This is a genomic window from Curtobacterium sp. MCLR17_044, assembly GCF_003234435.1.
GTDB lineage: Bacteria > Actinomycetota > Actinomycetes > Actinomycetales > Microbacteriaceae > Curtobacterium > Curtobacterium flaccumfaciens.
In genome coordinates this window covers 137,276-162,456 of sequence record NZ_QKTC01000004.1, presented here as the reverse complement: position 1 = coordinate 162,456, position 25,181 = coordinate 137,276, and the positions used below count along the sequence as shown (strand labels likewise).

Genomic DNA, 25,181 nt, shown 5'->3' with positions numbered 1-25,181 from the left:
CAAACTCGCACGGTGCGTGGCTGAAGCCCCTCAGCGCGACATGCGGACTCCGGCCCGGCGGAGCTTCGCGCGGAGGACCCACTCGTTGCGCAGGTCCGACCAGGTGAGCCGCACCACGGTTCGTACCTCGGGGAACGCGCGGAGTCGGTCTTCTCGGATCTTCTCGTCGAACAGCGCTTCCTCCGGCGTCCGTCCCCGCAGGTACGCACTGCTCCGGTACTTCACGGCTCCGTCGAACTCGACCACGACCCCGGCATCCGGGAACCAGAAGTCCACGACGATGTCCGGCTCGCCGGGCGCTCGGAAGCGGTGCTGGAGGACCGGCGGCGGTGTCCCGAACTGGTCGAACCGCGCTCGTGCGTACGACTCCCCCGGTGAGTCCGATGCGGGATCGGCGAACCCGATCGCCCGGAGCGCCCGACGTCGTCCCTTCTGCCCGCGCCGCTCGATCGCCGACCGGACGACTTCGCGCTCGACCTCGCGACGGAGGAGCGCATCGAGGGACACGACTGCGTCGGTGAACGGCAGTGTGAGTGCGAGGTCGGTCGCCAGCCGATCGAGTCCACACAACACCAACCCGTCGGGCGTGGCGACCGGACGCTCGTTCCGTTCGGCGTCGAGGTCGGCGTGCACCACGAAGGTCGCGTTCGTGGTGCGCCGGTCGGCACCGCGTGAGGTCACGTGGATCCGTGTCGGTGGTGGGGTGAGCAGGGGCACACCGAAGACGACGGCGGCCGAGACGTGTGAGATCAGGTCTCCGGGGCGGATCCGGTCGGCGAACGAGCGCAGCCGAACGTGGTGCTGCTCGCTGGGGCGGAGTGCGGCCCATCCCGCAGACTCCGCGTACAGTCCGCGTGCTACCCGTGTGAGCTCCCCCGCAGCGGCCCGACGTCTGATGACATCGGACTCGTCGGGGCGCTGGGCGGACGTTCGGAAGGTGAGGACTTCGGGGACCGGTGCGAGCTTGAGGTTCATCGACATACTCGTGATGCTCCGGATCCTCCGCCTTCGGAGCAGCACCGCATGGGAGTGCTGTGGAGGACCAGCCCCGTCGACCACCTTGTGGAGGAATGAGCGGGCAGCCCGGGGCCTGCGAGAATGAGCGGGTGAACGCACGCACCTGGGGTTGGCTCGCAGCCGTCATCGACGTCGTCCTCATCGTCGTCTTCGCGCTCATCGGGCGCTCGTCGCACGGTGAGGCCAACACGGCGCTGGCGCTCTGGACCACCGCCTACCCGTTCCTGGCCGGTTGGGCGATCGGGTACGTGACGAGCGGTGCCTGGGCTCGACCGCTGCGCTTCTGGCCGACCGGTGTCGTGGTCTGGGTCCTCACGGTCTTCGTCGGTCTGGCCATCCGCGTCGCCACCGGGCAGGGGGACGTCGACGGCAACCCGCTGCCGATCTCGTTCGTCATCGTCGCGACCATCGTGCTCGGGGTGTTCCTGCTCGGCTGGCGCGCGATCGCCCGCGGTGTGCTCCGGTTCACCGCGTCGCGGTCGCGACGGGACGCCGCAGCGTCCGACGCGTGAACGGCAGCCGCGGTTCCCAACCGACGATCCTCGACGTCGCCGCACGTGCGGGGGTCTCGAAGTCGGCGGTGAGCCGCGTACTCTCCGGGACCGGACGGTTCTCGGACGAGACCCGCGAGCGCGTCGAACGAGCGGCAGCCGAGCTCGGGTACGTCGCGAACGCGATGGCTCGCGGGCTGGTCAGCGGGCGGACGAACACGATCGGGATGCTCGTCCGGGATGCATCGTCGATGGTCTACACCGCACTGCACGCCGTGATGGAGCGCCGCGCATCGGAGCTCGGCTACCGCGTCGTCACCACGACGGGCGTCGGTCGGGTCGAGGACGAGAAGTCCGCCCTCGCCGCACTCGTGTCCATGCGCGTCGACGGGCTCGTCGTGTGCAGCGGCCTGATGCCGTCCGCCGACATCGCCGAGTTCGCGCCCCGCATCGCCACCGTCGTCGCGGGTCGGCCCGAGCTGCACCCGGCGCTCTCGAGCGTCTACTGCGACGAGGTCGACGGTGGGGCTTCCATCGCGGACGCCGTCGCCGATGCCGGCCACACCACGGCCGCGGTGTTCACCGTCCCGCTCGACAACGCGATCACGCAGCACGCACGATCGTCGGCGATGCTCGAGCGGCTCCGAGCACGAGGCCTCCGGGTGATCGACATCGACGCGAGCTTCGTGCGGCCACCCGACGACCTCGCCGCCGACCTGGTGGACGCCGTGCAGGAGTCGGGCGTGACCGCGGTGATGTGCCCGACCGACCGGCTCATGCTCGACGTGTGCGAGGCGCTCGCCCGCCGCGGTGTCGAGGTCCCGCGCGACCTCTCCGTCACCGGGTTCGACGGCGTCTACCCGCTGGCGAGCGACTGGATCGGCTTCACGACACTCGAGCAACCAATCGAGCGCATCGGCCGCGAGGCCATCGACCTCGTCATCGGCCGCATCGACGACCCCACGCGCCCGGTCGAGCACCGCTCACTGCGCGGCACCGTGATCCCCGGCCGCACCCTGCTCCCCCGCTGACGCCGATCCCCCGACCCGCCGACCTCGCACGGTGCGCGTCGACTCGACCCGTGCAGGCTCCGGGCCTGGCGCACGGTGCGAGGTCGCTCAAACCGCGCACGGTTCGTGTTGCGGTGCGAGGCTCGAGAAGCACGCACGGTGCGAGGTTCGTCAAGTGGCGCCACCGTGGTGGCTCGGTGCGGCGCTACAAGCGTGCACCGAGCGGACAACCTCGCACGGGCCGACACAGACAGCACCGTGCGGCTTCGACCCACGGCCGCAGCCGCGCCCGCGCACCGCGCACCCGCGCCTAGAACAGCCCGCTGCGCGGCCCGTCCTCGGGCCCGTCGAACCCGCGGAACATGTCCGACACCAGCGCCTCGATCTGCGGCTCCACCAGGCGTTCCACGGCCTCGGCGATCCGCGGCCGGTGGTCGATGAGCGCCAGGCACACCGCGGTGCCGGTCGACCGCGCACACTCGTCGGACAGCGCGATCTCGTGCCGGAGCGCAGCCTTCGCCTCGTCGGACAACGGCTCGCGCGGCGTCTGCTCCCCCGCACCGGTGCCGGCCAGCTCGCCGAGGGTGAACAGGAACGGCGACCCCGGCGACGGCTCGGGGTCCACGTCGAGGCCCTGGAACTCCGGCGACAACCCCTCGGCCGGCTGGTACCCCGCGTGCCGCTTCCGGGCCGCCGCCCGCTCGAGTTCCCGCTGCAGCAGCGGCAGGTTCTTCGCCGTGTAGTCGTCGACGGCGTCCTCGACGATCGTCGAGATCCGGCCGATCAGCGCGTGCTGGACGGCGTGCGGCACGTCGGGTCCGAACCCCGCGGCCGCGGCGATCGGGGACCCGGTGCACTTCCGGCAGATGCGCGTGCGCGGGCGGGCGGTCCCGATCTGCCAGCGCGGCAGCCAGCGCAGCCACAGGTCGACCGCGCCCCGCACGCGACCGTCGATGCCGTCCATCCCTCAACAGTAGGCCTGGAGGCGCGGATCACCCCCGGCACACCGGGCCGGTCGGGCAATCCGCCGGTTCTCAGGCCTGTGGTTCCGTCACGAAGTCGATCAGCTCCTCGACACGGCCGAGCAGCTCCGGCTCGAGGTCGGCGAAGGTGCGCACCTGCCCGAGGATCCGCTGCCATGCCCGAGCGATGTCGGCCTGCTCGGCGTGCGGCCAGCCGAGTGCCTGGCAGATGCCCGCCTTCCACTCGATCGAGCGCGGGATCGTCGGCCACGCCCGCAGCCCGACCCGTGCCGGCTTGACCGACTGCCAGACGTCGACGAACGGGTGCCCGACGACGAGCACGTGCGCGCCCCACTTGCCACGCATCACGGCGTCGGCGAAGCGGGACTCCTTCGATCCGGGCACCAGGTGGTCGACCAGGACCCCGACCCGGCGCTCCCGCGTCGGCTGGAACTCGTCGAGCACGGCGGCCAGGTTGTCGACGCCGGAGAGCTCCTCGACCACGACACCCTCGACGCGCAGGTCGGCACCCCAGACCTTCTCGACGAGTTCCGCGTCGTGCTTGCCCTCGACCATGATGCGGCTCGGCAGCGCAACCCGAGCACGCTGCGACTCCACGGCGAACGATCCGGACGCGGTACGGAGGCGACCACCGTCGGACGCCTGCCGCACGGCGGGCGCGCCCCCGGGCCTCCAGTCCGAATGAACGGAACCCAGCGAACCCGGCGAGCCGGCAGCGGCTGCGGCCGACCGCCCGACCGGCGCCGACGGCCGCCCCAGCGTCACCAGCTCACCCTCGAGCAGGAACTGCCCGGTGAAGGGGAAGGAACGCGTGCGGCCTTTCCAGTCCTCGAGCGCGATGTTGCCGGCCTCGAGTCCCACCACGGCACCGGCCCACCCGGAGTCCGGGTCCTCGAGCACCATGTCCCGTTCGAGCGGCACCTGCCGCACCTTCTTCACCCCGCGCGAGCGCCAGTCCCCCGAGAGCACATCGCCGCCGTACCGGTCGTCGTCCACCCGCACGAGGGTACTGTCGACGACGGCCCGGACGACGTCGACCGCGCCGGTTCCCCATCATCTCGACGGAAGGCCCGCCCGTGCGCGCAGCGATCATCCACGCCCCGAACGACATCCGCGTCGAGGAGCGCGACCGACCCGGGCTCCTGTCCGGCAAGGACGTCGTCGTCAAGGTCCTCGCGGCCTGTGTCTGCGGATCGGACCTCTGGCCCTACCGCGGCGTCACCGAGACGAAGCAGCCCCGACCGATCGGCCACGAGCTCGTCGGCGAGGTCGTCGCCGTCGGTGACGACGTCACCGGCCTGCACGAGGGCGACTTCGTCATCTCCCCCTTCACCATGAACGACGGCACCTGCCAGGCCTGCCGCAACGGCATGACCACCGGCTGCGACCACCTGTCCGGGTTCGGCAGCACGGACGCGTACGGCGACCCCGTCGGTGGCGCACAGGCCGAGTACGTGCGGATCCCGGACGCCGACGCCACGCTCGTCGTGGTTCCCGGCCCGGTCGACCCGGCCCTGGTGCCGTCGCTGCTCACCCTGTCCGACGTCTTCTCGACGGGGCACCACGCCGCCGTGTCGGCAGCGGTCGGCCCCGGCAAGACCGTCGTCGTGGTCGGCGACGGCGCGGTCGGTCTGTCCGCCGTGCTCGCCTCGAAGCGGCTCGGTGCGGACCGCATCATCGCGATGAGCCGGCACGCGGACCGCCAGGCGCTCGCCCGCGAGTTCGGCGCGACCGACATCGTGGCCGCCCGTGGTGCCGAGGGCGTCGACGCCGTCCGGGAGCTCCTGGGCGGCGACCTGGCCGACTGCGCGGTGGAGGCCGTCGGCACCGAGGAGAGCATGGACCAGGCGCTGCACTCCGTCCGCCCCGGCGGCAACGTCGGCTTCGTCGGGGTCCCGCACGGGGTGCCGACCATCGGCACGCGCTACCTGTTCGACACGAACATCGCCATCGCGGGCGGCATGGCCCCGGCCCGGAAGTACATCCCCGAGCTGCTGCCCGACGTGCTGTCCGGCGCGATCGACCCCGGTCGCGTCTTCGACCTCGAGCTGCCGCTCGACGAGGCCGCCGAGGCCTACCGCGCGATGGACGAGCGCCGGGCCATCAAGGTGCTGCTGCGCCCGTAGCGGCGCGCGTCGTGGACGCACCGACGGACGGACGGGAGGCCCGTGGCGGCGTCGCCACGGGCCTCCCGTCCGTCGTCAGGTCGCGTCGGACAACCGGCGGCCCGCCCGCTCACGCGTCGCGGATCGCCAGCACCCGGTGCGGCGCAGCCGCCTCGGCCCGCCATCCGCCGGGCAGCACGTCGCGGAGTTCGGGCACGGTGAAGCTCCGGCGGATCGACCGCAGGCCGTCGACGCGGATGAACGTCCCCGCCGCCACGAGCGGTGACGCCAGCGCGTACGCCCGGTAGGCCGCCGGCGACCGACGGATGTCCGAGTGCAGGCTGCGCCCGCTCGCGAGCAGTTCGGAGTCGGCCAGGAACCCCCGCCGTTCCTCGTCGCCCAGGTGGTGCAGCACGTGGTTCGACACGACGACGTCGAACCGCTCACCCGCCGCGACCAGGTCACCGCTCGACTGCTGCCGGAACGTCACACCGGTCGGGGACGACCGCCGTGCCGCGGCGATGGCACGTTCGTCCGGGTCGACCCCGACGACCTCGAGGTCGAATCCGTCGCTCGCCGCCCACCGCACCAGCGAGCGGGCCAGGTCGCCGCCGCCACAGCCCAGGTCGAGCACCCGGCCGCGGCCGCTGGCGGGCAGGGCCGGCACGACGTGGGACCGCCAGGCCGCGCGCCAGCCGCTCACGAGCGCGTTCACGACGGCGAAGCGCCGGAAGGTGCGCGCGAGCGCACGCGGGTCGCAGTCCGGGTCGTCCATCAGTTCGGTCAGGTCGAGCGCGCGGGTACGCAGGTCGACGGCCGGGAGGCCCGTGGTGCCGCCGCCCTGACGGCTCACGCCGCGCCCGTGGTCGCGACGGGCACGCGGGCGGGTGCGACAGCGGGTTCCGCCGCGGGTTCCGCCACGGGCTCTGCCGCGGGTTCTGCCGCGGGCGACGCCTCGGTCCGCACCGCGGTGAGCCGTGCGCTCTCGACGGTGAGGCCGGGGCCGAAGGCGAGCGCGACGACGGCGCTGCCGTCCTCGAGGCCGGCGTCGACGGCGTCCCGCAGCACGAAGAGCACGGTGGCGCTCGACATGTTGCCGTGTTCCCGCAGCACCCGCCGGCTCGACTCCATGGCGCTGTCGGGCAGGCCGAGCGACTCCTGCGTGCGGTCGAGGATGGCCCGGCCGCCCGGGTGCACCGCCCACACCGGCACGTCCGACGCCGGCCCGCCGTCGAGCAGCGGTTGCACGGCGCTCGGGACGTGCAGGCCGACGAGCTTCGGCACGGCGGTGGACAGGACCATCTCGAAGCCCTCGTCCCCGATGTTCCAGGCCATCTCAAACGCCCCTTCGGGCACCACGGCCGTCGTGAACTCGTCGAAGCGCAGACCGGCTCCGTCCCGGGCGACGACCGCGGCGGCCGCACCGTCGCCGAAGACGCTGTTCGCGACGATCTGGTCGGGGTCGTTCGAGGCGCGGACGTGCAGGGTGCAGAGTTCACCGCAGACGACGAGCACGACGGCGTCCGGGTCCTGGTCGACGAACGCCGCGGCGATCCGGAGCGCGGGGAACGCGGCGCAGCACCCCATGAAGCCGATGTGGTGCCGGAAGACCCCACCGGGGAGCCCGAGCTGCTCGACGACGTCGATGTCGGGCCCGGGCTGCGTGAACCCGGTGCAGGACACGGTCACCAGGTGCGTGACGGACTCCGGCGCGATGCCGGCGCGTGCGACGGCGTCGCGGGCGGCGGCGACGAACAGCGGCGGGGCGAGTTCGCGGTACCGGTCGTTCCGCGAGCCGGTGGACGGCGAGCGCAGGGTGCCGTCGTCGTCACGGAAGGCCCCACCGGCACGCGCGGAGTCGAGTTCCTCGAGGACGGTGTGCCGCTGGTCGACCGCCGACCCGTCGAAGGCGGCGGGGACGAGCCGTTTGCCGAGCCGCCCGAGGTCGGGTTGGGCGGAGAACAGGTCACGCACCCGGGGCTGGTCGAGGGTCGTCTCGGGGACGGCGGTTCCGATGGCGCGGATCGTTGCGGACACGACTCATCCTGTCACCGGATCGCTGACGCGTCCCCAGGATGCACACGGTGACCGGGACGCACGGAGGGCACGGCACCGACCGGTACCGTGCCCTCCGAGGTGGGACTGCCTAGGACTGCTGCGCGCGCTCCAGCACGAGTTCCCGCACGCGTGCGGCGTCGGCCTGGCCCTTCATGGCCTTCATGACCGCGCCGATGATCGCGCCGGCCGCCTGGACCTTGCCGTCCTGGATCTTCGCCAGCACGTCGGGCTGCGCCGCGAGTGCTTCGTCGACCGCGGCCGTCAGGGCGGAGTCGTCCGAGACGACCTTGAGCCCGCGGGCCTCGACGACCTGCGCCGGCGAGCCCTCGCCCGCGATGACGCCCTCGAGCACCTGGCGCGCGAGGCGGTCGGTCAGGTCGCCGGACTCGACGAGCGCGATGACCTCGGCGACGTGCTTCGGCGACACCAGGTCACCGGGGGCGGCGTCCTGCGCGTTGGCGACGCGGCTGATCTCACCGGTCCACCACTTGCGGGCGGCCTGTGGTGCGGCGCCGGCGGCGACGGTGCCCTCGACCTCGTCGAGCAGCCCGCCGTTCACGACGTCCTGGAACTCCAGGTCGGCGAAGCCCCAGTCACCCTTCAGGCGACGGCGACGTGCGACCGGTGCCTCGGGCAGCGAAGCACGGAGCTCCGCGATGACGGCCGGGTCCGGCACGACGGGCAGCAGGTCGGGCTCCGGGAAGTACCGGTAGTCGTCGGCGTCCGACTTCGGACGACCGGCCGAGGTGCGACCGGTGTCCTCGTGCCAGTGGCGGGTCTCCTGCGTGATCGTGCCGCCGGCGGCGAGGATCGCGGCCTGGCGCTGGATCTCGTAGCGGATCGCACGCTCGACGGCGCGGAACGAGTTGACGTTCTTGGTCTCGGTGCGGGTGCCGAGCTTCTCCTGCCCGCGAGGGCGCAGCGAGATGTTCGCGTCGCACCGCAGGTTGCCGCGCTCCATGCGGGCTTCGGAGACACCGAGCGCCCGGACGAGGTCGCGGATGACCTGCACGTAGGCGGCTCCGAGCTCGGGGGCACGGTGCTCAGCGCCGAAGATCGGCTTCGTGACGATCTCGACCAGGGGCACACCGGCGCGGTTGTAGTCGACGAGCGAGTACTCGGCGCCCTGGATGCGGCCGGTGGCACCACCGACGTGCGTCAGCTTGCCGGCGTCCTCTTCCATGTGGGCGCGCTCGATCGGGATGTTGTAGATCGTCCCGTCGGCGAGCTCGACCTCGACCTCGCCCTCGTAGGCGATGGGCTCGTCGTACTGCGAGACCTGGTAGTTCTTCGGGTTGTCCGGGTAGAAGTAGTTCTTCCGGGCGAACCGCGAGGACTCGGCGATCGAGCAGCCGAGCGCGAGCCCGAGCTGGATCGAGTACCGCACGGCCTGTGCGTTCACGACCGGCAGCGACCCGGGCAGCCCGAGGTCGACCGGGGTGACGTTCGTGTTGGGTTCGCCGCCGAAGAAGTTCGGGGCGTCCGAGAACATCTTGGTCTTCGTCGCGAGTTCGACGTGGACCTCGAAGCCGAGCACCGGCTCGTAGCGCTTGAGCGCCTCGTCGAAGTCCATCAGCGCGTCCTTCTGCGCCATCAGATCACACCTTCCTGCGCAGCGGACTGCTGACTCTGGTCGAGGTCCGGGACGGACGCGATGAGCGGCGCGCCCCACTGCTGTTCGAGCAGACGCTCGAGGGCGGCACCGTAGCGGTACAGCCGGGCGTCCTCACGCTGGGGCGCCATCAGCTGCACACCGACGGGCAGGCCGTCCTCGGGCGCGAGGCCGTTCGGGATGCTCATGCCGGGAACGCCGGCGAGGTTCGCCGGGATCGTGGTGAGGTCGTTGAGGTACATCGCCAGCGGGTCGTCGATGCGCTCACCGATCGGGAACGCGGTCGTCGGGGCCGACGGGCTGACGAGCAGGTCGACCTGCTCGAAGGCGGCCTGGAAGTCCCGCTGCACGAGCGTGCGGACCTTCTGCGCCGAGCCGTAGTAGGCGTCGTAGTAGCCGGCGCTCAGGGCGTAGGTGCCGAGGATGATGCGCCGCTTGACCTCGGGCCCGAAGCCGGCTTCGCGCGTGGCGGCCATGACGTCCTCGACGGTGGCACCGTTCTCGGGCGTGACCCGGAGGCCGAAGCGCACCGAGTCGAACTTGGCGAGGTTCGACGACGCCTCGGCCGGGAGGATCAGGTAGTACGCGCTGATCGCGTACGCGAACGACGGGGCGTCGATCTCGACGACGACCGCACCGGCCGACTCGAGCAGCGCGACCGTCTCCTGGAAGCGCTGGGTGACACCGGCCTGGAACCCGTCGCCCCCGGCCAGTTCCTTCACCACGCCGACGCGCAGGCCGCGGAGCGTGTCCGCCTGCAGCCCTTCGCGTGCGGCCGCGGCCATCGAGGGCCAGGCGTCCGGGATGGACGTGGAGTCCTTCGGATCGTGCCCGCCGATGACGTCGTGCAGGAGCGCGGCGTCGAGGACGGTGCGGGACACCGGGCCGATCTGGTCGAGGCTGGACGCCAGGGCGATGGCGCCGTAGCGGCTCACCCCGCCGTAGGTCGGCTTCACACCGACCGTGCCCGTCACGGCACCCGGCTGGCGGATGGAGCCACCCGTGTCCGAACCGAGGGCGAACGGGGCTTCGTGCGCGGCGACCGCAGCGGCCGAGCCACCGCCGGACCCGCCGGGGATCCGGTCGAGGTCCCACGGGTTGCGGGTCGGACCGTAGGCCGAGAACTCGGTGGTCGAGCCCATCGCGAACTCGTCCATGTTGGTCTTGCCGAGCGGCACGAGGCCGGCGGCGCGGAGTTTCGCGACGGGGGTGGCGTCGTACGGCGGCACCCAGCCCTCGAGGATCTTGGACCCGGCGGTCGTGGGCATGTCCTGCGTGCACAGGACGTCCTTGACGGCGATCGGCACACCGGCGAGCGGCCCGAGGTCGTCGCCCGCGGCACGGCGGGAGTCGATCGACTTCGCCACTGCCAGGGCGTTCTGGTTGACGTGCAGGAACGCGTGCACGTCGCCGTCGACGGCGGCGATCCGGTCGAGGTGGGCCTGGGTGGCCTCGACGCTCGAGACGTCGCGCGCCACGAGGGCGTCGGCGAGCGCCGCGGCGCTCAGCTTCGTGATGTCGTCAGTCACTGTTCTTCGCCCTACTGTTCTTCGCCGAGGATGGCGGTCACGCGGAACCGTTCGCCGTCGGAGTCGGGCGCGCCGGAGAGCGCCTGCTCCTGCGTCAGCGTCGTGCCGACCACGTCGGGTCGGGTGACGTTGCCGAGCGGCACGGGGTGGCTCGTCGCCGGGACGTCGTCGGTCGCGACCTCGGCGACCTTGGCGACGCTCTCGACGATGTGCGACAGCTCCCCGGTCAGCTTCTCGATCTCGTCGGGCGTGAGTGCGATACGTGCGAGGTTCGCCAGGTGTGCGACCTGCTCGCTCGTGATGTCAGGCATGGTGCTCCGTCGATCGGTTCGTGGAATGCCCCACAGTCTATTGGCTGCGTCGGGCGCGCAGGCGCGGCTGTGGACAACCCCCTGGAGGCCCGGTGCCGGTCCGCCGGACCGGCACCGGGCCTCCAGGGGGTCGAGGGTCACTTCCCGTTCTGGCCCCTCGCAGCCGGTGCCGCCGGGGCCACCGTCGCGGCGGGCGCCGGCGCAGCCGGGGCAGCGGGTGCGGCCGGAGCGGCAGGCGCAGCCGGAGCAGCCGTCGGCGTCGTCTGGTCGTCCTGCGCCGTCCCCTGCCCCGGCGAGGACCCTGACGAGGACGAAGACGACGACGACGATGACGACGACTTGCTCGCCTGCCCGATCATCGCCTGGCTCGGCGCGGGCAGCGCTCCCCCGCCGACGGTCTGGTCGAGGTACGCCATCATCGACTTCCCGACCCCGAACTTCGCGCTGTACCCGGTGGTGCCCTGCAGGAACGGCCAGTTCGCCAGGCTCACACTCCCCTGCACGTTGCCGACCCAGGTGGCGTTCGTGTACTTCGTCGACGACGCGACCAGCCAGTTCTGCACGTCGCCGTCGGTGGTGCCGGTCTTCGCGAACTTCGCCACGCTGTCCCCGGGGTTCGCGCTCGCGGCCGTCCCCGACCCGGACAGCACGCCCTGCAGCGCGTAGTCGACCGTGCCGGCGACGTCCGCGGAGACGCCCTGCGTGCAGGACGACGGCGTCGGGGTGATCTTCGTGCCGTCCGCCTCGGTCACCGAGTCGATCGCGGTGGGCGTGCACACGATGCCGCCGTTGGCGAAGCCCGCGTAGGCCTCGGCCAGGTCGATCGGCGACAGCTCGTTCACGCCGAGGATCGAGGACGGCGTCTGCGTCAGGTCCCCGCCGTCGGCGCGGTGGATGCCCATCGACTGCGCGAGCTGGGCGATCTTGCACAGGTCGAGCTGCTTGCCCATCTGGGCGTACGCCGTGTTGATCGACTCGACCGTCGCCGCCTCGACCGACATCGACGACGGCACGCTCTCGGCGTTGGCGACGTTCCAGGTGCCACCCGCGACGTTCTGGCAGCTGTTGGTGAACTCGGCGTTCGCGAACTGGTGCTCCGAGGTGGTGACCGAGTCGGACAGGGTGTGCCCGCTGGCGAGCCACTCAGCCAGGGTGAACACCTTGTAGGTCGAGCCGGTCTGGAACCCGCCCGAGTTGCCGTACCCGGAGTCGGCGCTGTAGTTCACCGCCGTGGCCCCGGCGGCGGCGTTGTCCCCCTGCGTGTACGTGGTGTTCTGGACCATCGACATGATCCGGCCGGTGCCGGGCTCCACGGTGACGTTCGAGCCGCCGACGTCGACGCCGGCCATCGTGGCCGGCACGTAGGTGGACAGGGCGGACTGTGCCTGGCCCTGCAGGTCGAGATCGAGCGAGGTGTGGATCTGCAGGCCCTTGGTGTCGAGTGTGGCGATGCGTGCCGCCGCGGTCTTGCCGAACGCGGGGTCCTGCAGCACCTGGTCGCGGACGTAGTCGCAGAAGTACCCGGCGTCGTAGTGCGTCGCGGCGGTCGAGCACCCGTTGGCGGTCTCGGTGATCTTCGGCGTGACCGGCGTCGCGATCGCCTTCGTCATCTGTGCCTTCGTGATCGACCCGTGCGCCTGCATCCGGCGGAGCACGTAGTCGCGGCGCTCCTTCGTCAGCTCGTACCCGTTGGCCTTGCCGTTGTCCTTGTCGCTCGGCACGTCGATGCGCAGGTTCGACGGGTTGTTGAGGATCGCGACGAGCGTGGCCGACTGCACGAGCGACAGGTCCTTCGCGTGCACGCCGAAGTAGTACTCGGCCCCGGCCTCGGCCCCGTAGACCCGCCCGCCGAGCCCGACGATGTTGAGGTACCCGGTCAGGATCTCGTCCTTCGAGTACTTCTTGTTCACCGCGATCGCGTACCGCATCTCCTGCAGCTTGCGCTGCGGCGTGACGCCGGCCGCGTCCTCGTAGCAGGCTTCGACCTTCTTCTCGGTGGCGGCCTGGTCCTTGCCCGTGAGCTCCTCGCACTGCTGCACCAGGACGTTCTTGACGTACTGCTGCGTGATGCTCGAGCCGCCCTGCACGTCCCCGCCGACGACGGTCGCGGCGACCCCGCGGAGCGTCCCGAGCACGTCGATGCCGCCCTCGTCGTAGTAGCGCGGGTCCTCGGTGTCGATCGCCGCCTGCTTGAGCGAGTCCGCCATCTGGTCCGCCGTCACGTTCGTGCGGTTCTCGGCGTAGAACGAGGCGATCTTGACCTGCTTCCCGCCCTGCTCCGCGTACACGGACGACACCTGCTGCGGGGTCTGCACGTCGAGGTAGGTCGGCAGGTCCTCGAAGAACGAGACCGCCCCGGAGGTCCCCTCACCCGCGACGGCGACCGCCGGGGTCACCGCGACGGCGACGAGCATGCCGGCGAGCACGGACATCACCACGAACATCAGGAGAGCACCAGGCCATCGCACCACACGCATGACGGCACCGTAGGCAGCAGGGCTGTACTGGTTCTGCCCTGGAACGAGTGCAGGCTGCGGTCGCGCTCAGGTTGCCACCCAGGCGGTTCCGAGGGCGGGCCGCGAACCGGGCGTACGCGCGGATCCGGCCGGGAGGCCCGGGTCGCCGCCGGCACGTCGGCCGCCGGTCACGATCGGGTCACGCCCACCGCGTCGCCACGACCGGCGGGTCCGCCCGGTCGGTCAGGGCCGGCCGCCCACCGCCCGTCGGCCACGGCCCGTCAGTCACGGGGCTGCAGGTCCTGCGGGCGCACGAGGTACATGTCCGGCGAGGCGCCGACGATGCCGTCACCACCCGACTTGCCGCGTCGGACCTGCTCGCGCACCAGGTCGCCGCGTCCGATGCCGATCAGGGCGACGTCGTGCAGCGATGCCGTGCCCGGCTTGAGGTAGTCGTTGTGGCCCACGGGCCGGCGGAACACGTCACCGTCCGACAGCGCGTCGGCGCCCCCGGCGAGGTCGAGCACGGTCGACCCGAACGACGCCCCGCCCGGATCCGTGCCGAAGTACCCGGAGCCCGCGATGGGATCGCTGTGCGCACCGCCGACGAAGACCTGCCCGGTGGCGACGGCGAGGTCGTCCGCCGTCCGGACGTCGCTGCCCGGCGATCCGAGCACCGTCAGGGTGTCGGCGGTCATCCGCCCCGACGCCAGGGCCGTCATCGCCGTGGTCGACCCGTACGAGTGCGCGACGATGTTCACGCGCGGTTGGTCGCCCGCCCGGATCACGCGAAGCCCTGCGACGGTCCGTTCGAGCCGCTCCGCCCCGGTCCGGGCGAGCCCGAGCGACAGGATGTTGGACAGGTCCGGCGTGCGGTACCCCATCCACGCGACGACGGCGGCTCCCGACCCGTTGCCCGTGGCGGCGAGCGGCGCCAGGGTGGCCTGCTCGCGGGACAGGTCGTTGGCGGTGTTCGTGAAGTCGGTCATCTGCCCGGTGACCGTGAAGAACATGCCCGGCACCACGACGGTGACGTCGGCCGCGGTGTCGAGGTCGCCGATGCTGATCGCCGCACGCCCCGACCCCCGGGTGTCGAGCGCCACCAGGAAGCGCCGCGGGTCGCCGGCTTGCTGCACCAGGGAGTCCCGGACCTGCCCGAGCATCGCGGCCCGGGCTGCACCGAGGTCGGCGTCGGCGAGGCCGGACGTCAGCGTCGCACGGTTCGCCTGGTCACGGACGGCGTACGGCACGCCCTCGAGGTTCCCGACCAGGGCGGGCGCGTGCGCGAGGAGTCGGTCCTGCTCGTCGGCGGGCAGGTGCGACCACCACTGCGCGACGGTCTGCGCGGGCGGCGGGTCGTCCTGCACCGTCGCCACGACATGGCGGTCGGTGGCCGCGCTCCGCAGGTCTGCGGCGCCGAGCGCACCGAGGTCCTCGACGAAGGCTCGTCCGTGCGCGGCGGCGAGGTCGTCCACCCGCACCGCTGTCGTGGACGACGCCCCTGCCGCCACCGGCGTCGCCACGGGAGCCGACACGGATGCCGACGCCGACGCCGACGAGAGCACGTCGTCGACCGGGACGATGCGGGTCGTGGTGGTGCTGGCGACCGTGACCTGGTGCGCCGGGGGCATGCCTGGGGCCTCGATCACTCCGAGCGAGTGCACCGAGGCGGTGAGCAGAGCCGCAGCGATGAGCAGCATTCGGGTCTCCCCCGGGAAGGCCGTCCCGACGTCCCCCTGCAGACGACGGGTGATGCTCGGTCGAGTCTATGGAGATGTCCGCGGATCATCCATGCGCGATGCAACTTGTCCCCCGAACTGGGCGCGTTCGACGGCGCGCCGCGCTCAGCGGATGCGACCGGGCGTGCTGTGCGCCCCGGTCGGTCCTCAGTCCTCGGTCGTGGGCGCTTCCGGTTCGGCGAGCGCCGCGGGCCCCTCGGTCACGAGCAGGTGGAACTGCTCGGCATCGATGATCCGGACGCCCAGCTGCTCGGCCTTCGTGAGCTTCGAACCGGCACCCGGACCGGCCGCCACGAAGTCGGTCTTCTTGCTGACGCTCGAGGCAGCCTTGCCACCGGCGGTGATGATCGCCTCCTGTGCACCTTCGCGCGTGTAGCCCTCGAGTGACCCGGTCGCGACGACGGTGACGCCGCTCAGCACGCCGCCCTCGACGTCGGCGCTGCCCGGGCCGGGGTGGCCCGGGGTGGTGAACTGCACGCCGGCCGTGGTCCAGCGGTCGATGATCTCGCGGTGCCAGTCGACGTCGAACCAGGCGAGCAGGGCGTCGGCGATGATCCCGCCGACCCCGTCGACGGCGGCGAGGTCCTCGCGCGACGCCGACCGGATCGCGTCGAGGGAGCCGAAGTGGTTCGCCAGGGCCCGGGCGGCGACGGGTCCGACGTGGCGGATGCTCAGGCCGACCAGGATCCGCCACAGGGGCTTCGTCTTCGCCGCGTCGATGTTCGCGAGCATCTCGAACGCGTTCTTCGACGGGTAGCGGCTCGGCTCACCGGTGTAGTCGGCGCCGCGTGCCTCGGGGTCGAACGGCGGGTCGGTCTTCTTGCGCGCCCGACTGAACGGCGTGACGCGCTTCGGGGTGCCGTCGTCGTCGACCTTCTCCATGCCGGTCTCGGCGTCGCGGACGATGACCTCGATCGGGACGATGTCCTGCATCGTCAGGTCGAACAGTCCGGCCTCGGTGACGAGCGGCGGGGTCTCGGGGCGGAGCGGCTGCGTGAGCGCCGCGGCCGCGACCTCGCCGAGCCCCTCGATGTCGAGCGACCCGCGCGAGGCGATGTGCTCGACCCGACCGCGCACCTGCGCCGGGCAGCTCTTCGCGTTCGGGCAGCGCAGGTCGATGTCGCCTTCCTTCGCGGGCGCGAGCTCGGTGCCGCACTCCGGGCAGTTCGTCGGCATCACGAACTCGCGCTCGGAGCCGTCACGGAGCTCGACCACCGGGCCGAGCACCTCTGGGATGACGTCGCCGGCCTTCCGCAGCACGACCGTGTCGCCGATCAGCACGCCCTTCGCCTTGACGACCTGCTGGTTGTGCAGCGTGGCCTGGCGGACGACGGACCCGGCGACCTCGGCCGGGGCCATCACCGCGAACGGTGTGGCACGGCCGGTGCGGCCGACGCTGACCACGATGTCGGTGAGCGTCGTGTGCACTTCTTCCGGCGGGTACTTGTACGCGATCGCCCACCGCGGCGCCCGCGAGGTCGACCCGAGTTCCTCGTGCAGGGCGAGGTCGTCGACCTTCACCACGACGCCGTCGATCTGGTGCTCGACCGACGAGCGGCGCTCCCCCGTGGTCCGGACGAAGCCGTTGACCTCGTCGATGGTGTCGAACACCCGGTAGTGGCTGCTCGTCGGCAGGCCCCAGGTCTGCAGCAGCTCGTACACCTCGGACTGGCTGCGGACGTCGGTGCCCTGCTCGAGTTCACGGACGGGCCACGCGCCGATGCCGTGCACGAGCATCCGCAGACGCCGCAGCCGGTCGACCATCAGGGCGCGCTTCGCCTCGGACTTGCCCTCTTCCTTCTGGCGGAGGGACCCGGCGGCGGCGTTGCGCGGGTTGGCGAACACGCGCTCCCCTGCCTCGCGCTGGTTCGCGTTGAGCTCGTCGAACTCGGCGACCGGGAAGAAGATCTCGCCCCGGACCTCGACCAGGGGCGGGTGACCGGTGCCGGACAGGCGGTCCGGGATCGTGCCCATCGTGCGGACGTTGCCGGTGACGTCTTCGCCGACCACGCCGTCACCGCGGGTGGCGGCGGAGACGAGCCGACCGTGCTCGTACCGCAGGTTGATCGCCAGGCCGTCGATCTTCAGCTCGGTCAGGAACCGCACCCGCTCGGCACCGGCGTCCCGCTGCACCTTGAGGGCCCACTCGGTCAGCTCGTCGGGGCTGAACACGTTGTCGAGCGAGAGCATGCGCTCGGCGTGCTCGACCGGCGCGAACTGCGTCGTCTGCGCCTGCCCGCCCACGGTCTGCGTCGGGCTGTCGGGCGTCAGGAGTTCCGGGAACCGCCGTTCGATCGCGTCGAGGCGGTGCACCAGGGCGTCGTAGTCGGCGTCCGACAGGGGCGAGGCGTTGCCCTCGTAGTAGTCGTGGCGCAGCTCGGTGACGCGGGCGCGCAACCGGTCGACCTCGCGCGCGGCCTGGGCGGCGTCGAGCCCGTCGGGGTCGATGGTCTCGAACGTCGCGTCGGTCTCGCTCATGGCATCAGTTCTACCGTGCACCACCGACGCGGCGTGCAGCGAGCGTGTGCCCCGGGAGCGGCGGGGTCAGGCGTCGACGGGGACGGCGCTGACCGTCGTGTCGATCGTGCACTGGCCGAGCACCCGCGTGCCGACGTAGACCACGGCCGTCTGGCCGGGAGCGACCCCGTGCAGCGGCTCGTCGACGTCGATCACGAGCACGCCGTCCTGCACGCGGGCCGTCGCGGGCACCGGGTCGGCGTGCGCGCGGATCTGCACGTCGCAGGCGAACGGCGTCGCCGGGTCGGCCGGGGCCGTGCCCGCCCAGGTGAACCGCGATCCGGACATCGAGGTGACGGCGAGGGCCTCCTTCGGGCCGACGACGACGGTGTTGTCCTTCGGGCGGATCTCGAGCACGAACCGGGGCTTGCCGTCCGGTGCCGGGCGACCGAGGGCCAGGCCGCGGCGCTGTCCGACGGTGTAGCCGGTGGCGCCCTCGTGCGAGCCGACGACCGTGCCGTCACGCTCGACGACCTCGCCGGGGGCGGTGCCGACGCGGTCCGCCAGCCAGCCGCGGGTGTCGCCGTCCGGGATGAAGCAGATGTCGTACGAGTCCGGCTTCTGGGCGACCGTCAGCCCGCGCTCGGCGGCCTCGGCCCGGACCTCGTCCTTCGACGGGGTGGCTCCGAGCGGGAACATCGCGTGCTGCAGCTGCTCGGCGGTCAGGACTCCGAGCACGTACGACTGGTCCTTCGCCCACGCGGCCGACCGGTGCAGCTCGCGGGAGCCGTCCGGACCGGTGACGATCGAGGCGTAGTGCCCGGTCGCGACGGCGTCGAACCCCAGGGCGAGTGCCTTCTCGAGCAGCGCCGCGAACTTGATCCGCTCGTTGCAGCGCATGCAGGGGTTCGGGGTGCGGCCAGCCTGGTACTCGGCCACGAAGTCGTCGACGACGTCCTCCTTGAACCGGGCCGAGAAGTCCCACACGTAGTACGGGATCCCGAGGGCCGACGCGGCGCGCTGGGCGTCCATCGAGTCCTCGATGGTGCAGCACCCGCGGCTGCCGGTGCGCAGGGTGCCGGGCATCCGGCTCAGGGCCAGGTGCACACCCACCACGTCGTGGCCGGCGTCGACCGCCCGGGCTGCGGCCACCGCCGAGTCGACACCACCGCTCATCGCCGCAAGAACACGCATGCGTCCAGGGTAACCCGCCGACGAAGCGGTACCGCTGGCGTACCGTTGGTCGGGCGATGGCCACGACGGGGAACGACTCATTCGACTTCCGGTCCGTCCTGCTGTCCGGGTTCCTGCCCGCTGCGCTCTTCGCGATCGGTGAGGGCGCGATCATCCCGATCATCCCGATCGCGGCCGACTCGCTCGATGCCAGCCTGGCGTTCGCGGGCTTCGTCGCCTCGCTCATCCTGGTCGGGGAGCTCATCGGCGACGTGCCGTCCGGCATCGTCGTCGCCCGCATCGGCGAGCGGAACGCCATGATCGGCGCCGCGCTCGTGTCGGTGGTCGGGCTCGTGGTCGCCACGACGGCCGCGAACGCCTGGGTCCTGGCGCTCGGGGTGTTCCTGGTCGGTGTCTCCACCGCGGTGTTCGCCCTCGCCCGGCACGCCTACATGACCACCGCGATCCCCCTGCGGATCCGGGCCCGGGCACTGTCGAGCCTCGGCGGCGTCTTCCGCTTCGGCTACTTCGTCGGCCCGTTCATCGCCGCCGGCGTCATCCACCTGACCGGCACCACCAGCAGCGCCTTCTGGATCCACGTCGTCTGCTGCCTGGCGGCGGCGACCGTGCTCCTGGTGCTGCGCGACCCCGCGACGGGCACACGCGGTCTGCGGTTGCCGCCACGGGCCTCCCGGCTGTCGGCCGACCACACGACGGACGCGAGGGACCACGCGACCGAACCGCCCGCCGACACGGGCGCGCAGTTCGTCCAGCAGGAGGCGCAGGGCCTCTTCCGCACCATCCGCGCGAACGCGGCGGTCCTGCTGCGGCTCGGCAGCGGCGCCGGCCTGATCGGTGCGATGCGCGCCGGACGGCAGGTGATCCTGCCGCTCTGGGCGGTGAGCGTCGGCCTCGACGACTCGACCGCGGCCCTCGTGATCGGCATCGCCGGAGCCGTCGACTTCGCGCTGTTCTACACGAGCGGGCAGATCATGGACCGGTGGGGACGGCTCGCGAGCGCCCTGCCCTGCATGCTCGGCCTGAGCATCAGCTACTTCCTGCTCGCCTGGAGCGGCCACCTGGACGCCCGGGTCGGCTGGTTCGTCGCGATCGCGATGGGGATGTCCCTGGCGAACGGGGTCGGTTCCGGCATCCTCATGACGCTGGGCGCGGACCTCGCACCGCGCGACGCCCCGGCACCGTTCCTGGGGGCGTGGCGGTTCACCGGCGACTTCGGGTCGGCGGCCGCGCCGCTCCTCATCTCCGGCGTGACCGCCGTCGCGTCCATCGCCGTCGCGAGCGGGGTGATGGGCGTGCTCGGCCTGGTCGGCGCGGGCATCCTGCTCCGGTACGTGCCCCGGTACCTGCCGCGCCCGCTGCGCTGACGCGCTGCCGCGCTGCCGCACCGTGCGCGCTCCTCCGCTCCGTGCGCGGTTGACCGCACCGTGCACGCCCACAGCGCCGCACCCAGCCGCCGAGCTCGCACCGGGTCGCGGACCGCGCACGGTGCGTCCCACGGCCTGGAGGCCCGGCGCACGTCCGCCCCGCACCCCGCGCTCGGTAGACTGCCGCTGCTCGCGGGAGTGGTGGAATCGGTAGACACGCAGGATTTAGGTTCCTGTGCCCCAGGCGTGAGGGTTCGAGTCCCTCCTTCCGCACCGAGTCCCTCCTGGCGCACCGTTGCGGTCATCCGCACGCCTCGTGCAGGTCAACCCTGCGAGGGATGGCCCGGTCACTTCCGGGCGGTACCCTCATCCCGCGGGAGTCCTCCCCGTGACTCCCGCTCCACGACCGGAAGAACCATGCACTCCGTCGCACTCGCCCTGATCCCGTGGCTCGATCCGCAGTACATCCTCGACCACTTCGGGGCCATCGCCGTGCTCGTGGTCTGCGCGATCGTGTTCGCCGAGACCGGTCTGCTCATCGGCTTCATCTTCCCGGGCGACAGCCTGCTGGTCATCACCGGCCTGTTCGCCTTCGACCGCGGTGGCGAGATCGGCGGCATCCCGATCTGGGTCGCGGCGCTGATGATCGGCGCCGCCGCGTTCCTCGGCGGTGAGCTCGGGTACTACATCGGCAAGAAGGCCGGGCCACCGATCTTCGAGCGGAAGGACAGCGGGCTCTTCTCGAAGGCGAACGTCGAGCGCACCAACGCGTTCTTCCACCGCTTCGGCCCGCTCGCCGTGATCCTGGCGCGCTTCGTGCCGGTCGTCCGCACCTTCGCCCCGATCGCCGCGGGCGTCGGCCGGATGGACTACAAGAAGTACTCGCTCTACAACGCGATCGGTGCCGTGGTCTGGGGCGTCGGCGTGACGTTCCTCGGGTACTTCATCGGGCACATCCCGTTCGTGGCGCACATCGTCCGCGAGTACATCGACATCATCCTGCTCGCCGCGGTCGTCGTGACCGTCGTGCCGATGGCGCTGACGTACCTGCGCAACGCACGCAAGGCGAAGCACACGAACGAGGCCGAGGCCACCACGGCCCCGACGGTCGACCCGACGCTCTAGCCGCAGCACCGGCGCACAACCGAAGTCGCCCCGAACCACGTGATCACGTGGTTCGGGGCGACTTCGGTTGTGCGGAACGACGAGAGCGCCGGCGCTCAGACGCCGAAGTGCTCCCGCACGATCGGCGCGATGCCCCGGAACGCCTTGCTGCGGTGCGACAGGGCGTTCTTCTCGTCGCGGGTGAGCTCCGCCGACGAGCGGTCGGCGTCGTCCGGCCGGAACACCGGGTCGTAGCCGTGGCCGCCGTCACCGACGGGCTCGGTCAGCACCTCGCCGTTCCAGACGGCCTCGACGACGTGCTCTTGACCGTCGGGCGTCACGAAGGCTGCAGCGCACACGAACGCCGCGGTCCGCTCGACGACGCCCTGCAGGTTCGTGAGCAGCAGCGCGATGTTGTCGGCGTCCGAGCGGGTACCGGCGTAGCGGGCCGAGTGGATGCCCGGTGCGCCCCCGAGGGCGTCGACGGCGATCCCGGAGTCGTCGGCGAGCGCCGGCAGCCCCGTGTGCGCGACGGCGGCACGCGCCTTGATCAGGGCGTTCGCGGCGTAGCTGTCGCCGTCCTCGACCGGCTCGGGGCCGTCGTAGCCGACGAGTTCGACACCCTCGCCCAGCGCCGACCCGAGGATCTCGCGCAGCTCGACGACCTTGCCCTGGTTGTGGGTGGCCAGCACCACCTCGCGGGACGTCACGCCAGACCCAGGACCGAACGCTGGATCGCTGCGAGCGACTGGTTGCCGGCCAGGCCGAGGTCGAGCAGGACGTTCAGCTCGTCACGGTCGAACGGCGCGTGCTCGGCGGTGCCCTGCACCTCGATGAACTTTCCCGACCCCGTCGTGACGATGTTCATGTCGGTGTCGGCGGCGGAGTCCTCGGTGTAGGCGAGGTCGAGCATCGGCTCCCCCTTGACGATGCCGACCGAGATCGCCTGCACGCTGTCGGTGAGCGGGGTGGCCTTCTTCGCGATGAAGCCCTTGGCGCGGCCCCACTCGATCGCGTCGGCCATCGCCACGTACGCGCCCGTGATCGACGCCGTGCGGGTGCCGCCGTCGGCCTGCAGCACGTCGCAGTCGATGACGAGGGTGTTCTCGCCCAGGGCCTTCGTGTCGACGACGGCGCGGAGCGAACGACCGATGAGGCGGGAGATCTCGTGGGTGCGGCCGCCGACCTTGCCCTTGATGGACTCGCGCTGCATGCGCTCGTTGGTCGACCGCGGCAGCATCGAGTACTCGGCGGTGACCCACCCGGTGCCCTTGCCGGCGAGCCAGCGGGGCACGCCGTTCGTGAACGACGCGGTGCAGAGCACCTTGGTGTTGCCGAAGGAGATGAGCGCGCTGCCCTCGGCCTGCGTGCTCCACCCCCGCTCGATGGTGACGGGACGGTGGTCGGAGGCGGTGCGGCCGTCGACGCGGAGGTTGTCGGTCATGGGGTCCTTTCGGTGCGGGGCAGCGTGATGGCCCCCGTCTGGAGGTGGCCGACGCTCGAGACCTCGGGACCGAGGAAGCGCCGGGCGAGCCGGATGAAGCCGTTCTTGTCGTCGCCCGTCGCCTCGAACGAGTAGGTCGGGGCGGTGGTCGCGGTGCGCTCGAGCCCGTGCTCCACGAGCCGGCGGTAGACGTCGTTCGCGGTCTCCTCGGCGCTGGAGACGAGCGTGACCTCCGGACCCATGACGAACTGGATCGCGGCGGACATGAGCGGGTAGTGGGTGCAGCCGAGCACGAGGGTGTCGACGTCGGCGGCACGGATCGGGTCGAGGTAGCCGGCCGCGATCTCGCGCAGCGACGGCGACGAGGTGTCCCCCGCCTCGACGAACTCGACGAACCGGGGGCACGCGGCGGTGGTCAGCGTGACGTCGGCGGCGACCGCGAAGGCGTCCTCGTAGGCGCGCGACGCGATGGTGCCGACGGTGCCGATGACCCCGACGCGGCCCGTTCGGGTCTGCTTGACGGCGGCGCGGGCCGCGGGCTGGATGACCTCGACCACGGGGATGCCGTAGGCCTGCTCGTACCGTTCGCGGGCGTCGCGGAGCACGGCGGACGAAGCGGTGTTGCACGCGATCACCAGCGCCTTGACGCCCTGCTCGACCAGGTCGTCCATGACCTCGAGCGCGTAGCGGCGGACGTCGGCGATGGGCTTCGGGCCGTAGGGCGAGTGCACGGTGTCGCCGACGTACCGGATGCTCTCGCGCGGGAGCTGGTCGATGATGGCGCGGGCCACGGTGAGGCCGCCGACCCCGCTGTCGAAGACTCCGATCGGTGCATCCGTCACGGCACCAGCGTACCGACGCAGGCCGACGAGCACCGGCGCGACCACGCGCGCCACGCAGGCCGGGCGCACGGGGTGCTCCGGGCCTCCCCACCGTCACGTCACTAGTGTCGGAGACGTGACCAGCGCGCTCCTCACCGACCAGTACGAGCTCACCATGGTGGACGCCGCCCTGAAGGACGGCACCGCCGACCGCCGATGCGTCTTCGAGGTGTTCGCCCGGCGGCTGCCGGACGGCCGTCGCTACGGCGTCGCGGCCGGGCTCGGACGCTTCCTCACCGCCCTCGGGGACTTCCGCTTCGGCGACGAGGAGATCGGGTTCCTGCGCGACCGCGGCGTCATCGACGCCGGCACCGCCTCGTGGCTCGCCGACTACCGGTTCAGCGGCGACGTCCGCGCCTACCGGGAGGGCGAGGTCTACTTCCCGAACTCCCCCATCCTGCAGATCGAGGGCACCTTCGCCGAGGCCGTCGTGCTCGAGACCCTCGCGCTGAGCATCTTCAACGCGGACTCAGCGATCGCTTCGGCCGCGGCCCGGATGGTGTCCGCCGCCGACGGCCGCCCGCTCGCCGAGATGGGCTCCCGCCGCACCGGCGAGTGGAACGCCGTCGCCGCCGCCCGTGCCGCGTACATCGCCGGCTTCGGTGCGACGAGCAACCTCGAGGCCGGGCGCACCTGGGGCATCCCCACGATGGGCACCGCCGCGCACGCCTTCACGCTGCTGCACGACTCCGAGGAGCAGGCGTTCCGGTCGCAGCTCGACGCGCTCGGCAACGGCACGACCCTGCTCGTCGACACCTACGACATCGAGGCCGCGGTCGAGACGGCAGTCCGGCTCACCGACGGCAAGCTCGGCGGCGTCCGGATCGACAGCGGCGACCTGCCGTCCGTCGTCGCCGCCGTGCGTGCGCAGCTCGACCGCCTCGGCGCGACGGGAACGAAGATCACGGTGACGAACGACCTCGACGAGTACACGATCGCCGCGCTCCGAGCCGCCCCGGTCGACTCGTACGGCGTCGGCACCTCGGTCGTCTCCGGCTCCGGGCACCCGGCCGCCGGCATGGTGTTCAAGCTCGTCGCGCACCGGGACGCGGACGGCGGCGACTGGGTCCCCGTCGCCAAGAAGTCGGCCGACAAGGCGTCGATCGGCGGCCGGAAGGAGGCGGGCCGACGACTCCGCAACGGCGTCGCCACCGCCGAGATCGTGCTCACGGGTGCGCAGGTCGGTCCGGACGAGCGGCCGCTGCTGGTCCCCGTGGTCACCGGCGGCGAGGTCGACCCGGCGTTCCTCGGCACGCAGGGCGTCGAGGCCGCACGAGCGCACCACAAGCGCGCGAAGGCGGAGCTGCCCGCCGATGCGTCGCGCATCGGTCGCGGCGACCCCGCCATCCCCACCCTGGTGATCTAGGGCGCACGCACGCGTCGCGTCGCGCGTCACGTCGCGTCCGAATGACGGACGGGAGGCCCG

21 protein-coding genes and 1 tRNA gene are annotated in these 25,181 nt (G+C 71.9%); 7 read left to right on the top strand and 15 right to left on the bottom strand.

What is annotated here, in order from left to right:
• Positions 1 to 30 precede the first annotated feature (30 nt).
• Positions 31 to 981, bottom strand: coding sequence for a hypothetical protein (locus DEJ04_RS04315; RefSeq protein WP_111046340.1), 951 nt, complete (start codon positions 979 to 981; stop codon positions 31 to 33).
• A 125-nt stretch (positions 982 to 1,106) separates the two neighbouring features.
• Between DEJ04_RS04315 and DEJ04_RS04310 the strand changes: the two genes are divergently transcribed.
• Both DEJ04_RS04310 and DEJ04_RS04305 read left to right on the top strand, forming a co-directional pair.
• Entirely contained in the window at positions 1,107 to 1,529 is a 423-nt protein-coding gene (locus DEJ04_RS04310; RefSeq protein ID WP_258367055.1) for a DUF3054 domain-containing protein, read from the top strand.
• Positions 1,526 to 2,539, top strand: coding sequence for a LacI family DNA-binding transcriptional regulator (locus DEJ04_RS04305; RefSeq protein WP_111046339.1), 1,014 nt, complete (start codon positions 1,526 to 1,528; stop codon positions 2,537 to 2,539). Before DEJ04_RS04310 ends, DEJ04_RS04305 begins: the two co-directional genes overlap by 4 nt.
• Positions 2,540 to 2,828: 289 nt before the next feature.
• On the opposite strand, the gene DEJ04_RS04300 is transcribed toward DEJ04_RS04305, so the two are convergent.
• Positions 2,829 to 3,482 (bottom strand): hypothetical protein, encoded by a 654-nt coding sequence (locus tag DEJ04_RS04300; RefSeq protein WP_017886998.1) that lies wholly within the window; start codon positions 3,480 to 3,482, stop codon positions 2,829 to 2,831.
• 70 nt (positions 3,483 to 3,552) lie between these two features.
• Positions 3,553 to 4,497, bottom strand: a complete 945-nt coding sequence (locus tag DEJ04_RS04295; RefSeq protein ID WP_111046338.1) for a DUF3097 domain-containing protein — start codon at positions 4,495 to 4,497, stop codon at positions 3,553 to 3,555.
• 80 nt (positions 4,498 to 4,577) lie between these two features.
• Here DEJ04_RS04295 and DEJ04_RS04290 point away from each other — a divergent pair, with 80 nt between their 5' ends.
• Positions 4,578 to 5,627: a zinc-dependent alcohol dehydrogenase family protein gene (locus tag DEJ04_RS04290; RefSeq protein ID WP_111046337.1), complete on the top strand. Its 1,050-nt coding sequence runs from the start codon at positions 4,578 to 4,580 to the stop codon at positions 5,625 to 5,627.
• 109 nt (positions 5,628 to 5,736) lie between these two features.
• On the opposite strand, the gene DEJ04_RS04285 is transcribed toward DEJ04_RS04290, so the two are convergent.
• The 9 genes from DEJ04_RS04285 to mnmA form a co-directional block, all read right to left on the bottom strand.
• Positions 5,737 to 6,459 (bottom strand): methyltransferase domain-containing protein, encoded by a 723-nt coding sequence (locus DEJ04_RS04285; RefSeq protein ID WP_111046336.1) that lies wholly within the window; start codon positions 6,457 to 6,459, stop codon positions 5,737 to 5,739.
• Complete coding sequence (locus DEJ04_RS04280; RefSeq protein WP_111046335.1) at positions 6,456 to 7,643, bottom strand: type III polyketide synthase; 1,188 nt, start codon at positions 7,641 to 7,643, stop codon at positions 6,456 to 6,458. The genes DEJ04_RS04285 and DEJ04_RS04280 overlap by 4 nt, the downstream gene beginning before the upstream one ends.
• Before the next feature lie 109 nt (positions 7,644 to 7,752).
• Positions 7,753 to 9,258 (bottom strand): Asp-tRNA(Asn)/Glu-tRNA(Gln) amidotransferase subunit GatB, encoded by a 1,506-nt coding sequence (gatB, locus tag DEJ04_RS04275; RefSeq protein ID WP_111046334.1) that lies wholly within the window; start codon positions 9,256 to 9,258, stop codon positions 7,753 to 7,755.
• Entirely contained in the window at positions 9,258 to 10,805 is a 1,548-nt protein-coding gene (gene gatA, locus DEJ04_RS04270; protein ID WP_111022649.1) for an Asp-tRNA(Asn)/Glu-tRNA(Gln) amidotransferase subunit GatA, read from the bottom strand. The genes gatB and gatA overlap by 1 nt, the downstream gene beginning before the upstream one ends.
• Positions 10,806 to 10,816: 11 nt before the next feature.
• Complete coding sequence (gatC, locus tag DEJ04_RS04265; RefSeq protein WP_017887005.1) at positions 10,817 to 11,116, bottom strand: Asp-tRNA(Asn)/Glu-tRNA(Gln) amidotransferase subunit GatC; 300 nt, start codon at positions 11,114 to 11,116, stop codon at positions 10,817 to 10,819.
• 137 nt (positions 11,117 to 11,253) lie between these two features.
• Entirely contained in the window at positions 11,254 to 13,593 is a 2,340-nt protein-coding gene (locus DEJ04_RS04260) for a transglycosylase domain-containing protein (protein WP_111046333.1), read from the bottom strand.
• A 260-nt stretch (positions 13,594 to 13,853) separates the two neighbouring features.
• The gene (locus tag DEJ04_RS04255) at positions 13,854 to 15,272 is read right to left on the bottom strand and encodes an alpha/beta hydrolase (RefSeq protein ID WP_111046332.1); all 1,419 of its coding nucleotides are present in this window, start codon (positions 15,270 to 15,272) and stop codon (positions 13,854 to 13,856) included.
• 186 nt (positions 15,273 to 15,458) lie between these two features.
• A complete protein-coding gene (gene ligA, locus DEJ04_RS04250; protein WP_111029530.1) occupies positions 15,459 to 17,789 on the bottom strand; it encodes an NAD-dependent DNA ligase LigA in 2,331 nt (776 codons plus the stop codon).
• 66 nt (positions 17,790 to 17,855) lie between these two features.
• Positions 17,856 to 18,962, bottom strand: coding sequence for a tRNA 2-thiouridine(34) synthase MnmA (gene mnmA, locus DEJ04_RS04245; protein ID WP_111038787.1), 1,107 nt, complete (start codon positions 18,960 to 18,962; stop codon positions 17,856 to 17,858).
• Positions 18,963 to 19,018: 56 nt separating this feature from the next.
• Between mnmA and DEJ04_RS04240 the strand changes: the two genes are divergently transcribed.
• From DEJ04_RS04240 to DEJ04_RS04230, 3 genes are all read left to right on the top strand, one after another.
• A complete protein-coding gene (locus DEJ04_RS04240; protein WP_111046331.1) occupies positions 19,019 to 20,326 on the top strand; it encodes an MFS transporter in 1,308 nt (435 codons plus the stop codon).
• Positions 20,327 to 20,518: 192 nt separating this feature from the next.
• A tRNA-Leu gene (locus tag DEJ04_RS04235) sits at positions 20,519 to 20,599 on the top strand.
• 144 nt (positions 20,600 to 20,743) lie between these two features.
• The gene (locus DEJ04_RS04230) at positions 20,744 to 21,451 is read left to right on the top strand and encodes a DedA family protein (RefSeq protein ID WP_027464603.1); all 708 of its coding nucleotides are present in this window, start codon (positions 20,744 to 20,746) and stop codon (positions 21,449 to 21,451) included.
• A gap of 95 nt (positions 21,452 to 21,546) precedes the next feature.
• On the opposite strand, the gene rdgB is transcribed toward DEJ04_RS04230, so the two are convergent.
• Genes rdgB through murI form a run of 3 tightly spaced genes read right to left on the bottom strand, consistent with a single transcriptional unit; the run spans position 21,547 to position 23,716 of the window.
• Complete coding sequence (rdgB, locus tag DEJ04_RS04225) at positions 21,547 to 22,140, bottom strand: RdgB/HAM1 family non-canonical purine NTP pyrophosphatase (protein WP_027464602.1); 594 nt, start codon at positions 22,138 to 22,140, stop codon at positions 21,547 to 21,549.
• Positions 22,137 to 22,874, bottom strand: a complete 738-nt coding sequence (gene rph / locus DEJ04_RS04220; RefSeq protein ID WP_111033215.1) for a ribonuclease PH — start codon at positions 22,872 to 22,874, stop codon at positions 22,137 to 22,139. The genes rdgB and rph overlap by 4 nt, the downstream gene beginning before the upstream one ends.
• On the bottom strand, positions 22,871 to 23,716 hold the full coding sequence (gene murI, locus DEJ04_RS04215) for a glutamate racemase (protein WP_111022679.1): 846 nt from the start codon (positions 23,714 to 23,716) through the stop codon (positions 22,871 to 22,873). Before murI ends, rph begins: the two co-directional genes overlap by 4 nt.
• Here murI and DEJ04_RS04210 point away from each other — a divergent pair.
• Entirely contained in the window at positions 23,625 to 25,121 is a 1,497-nt protein-coding gene (locus tag DEJ04_RS04210; RefSeq protein WP_375334722.1) for a nicotinate phosphoribosyltransferase, read from the top strand. The genes murI and DEJ04_RS04210 overlap by 92 nt on opposite strands.
• Positions 25,122 to 25,181: the final 60 nt, after the last annotated feature.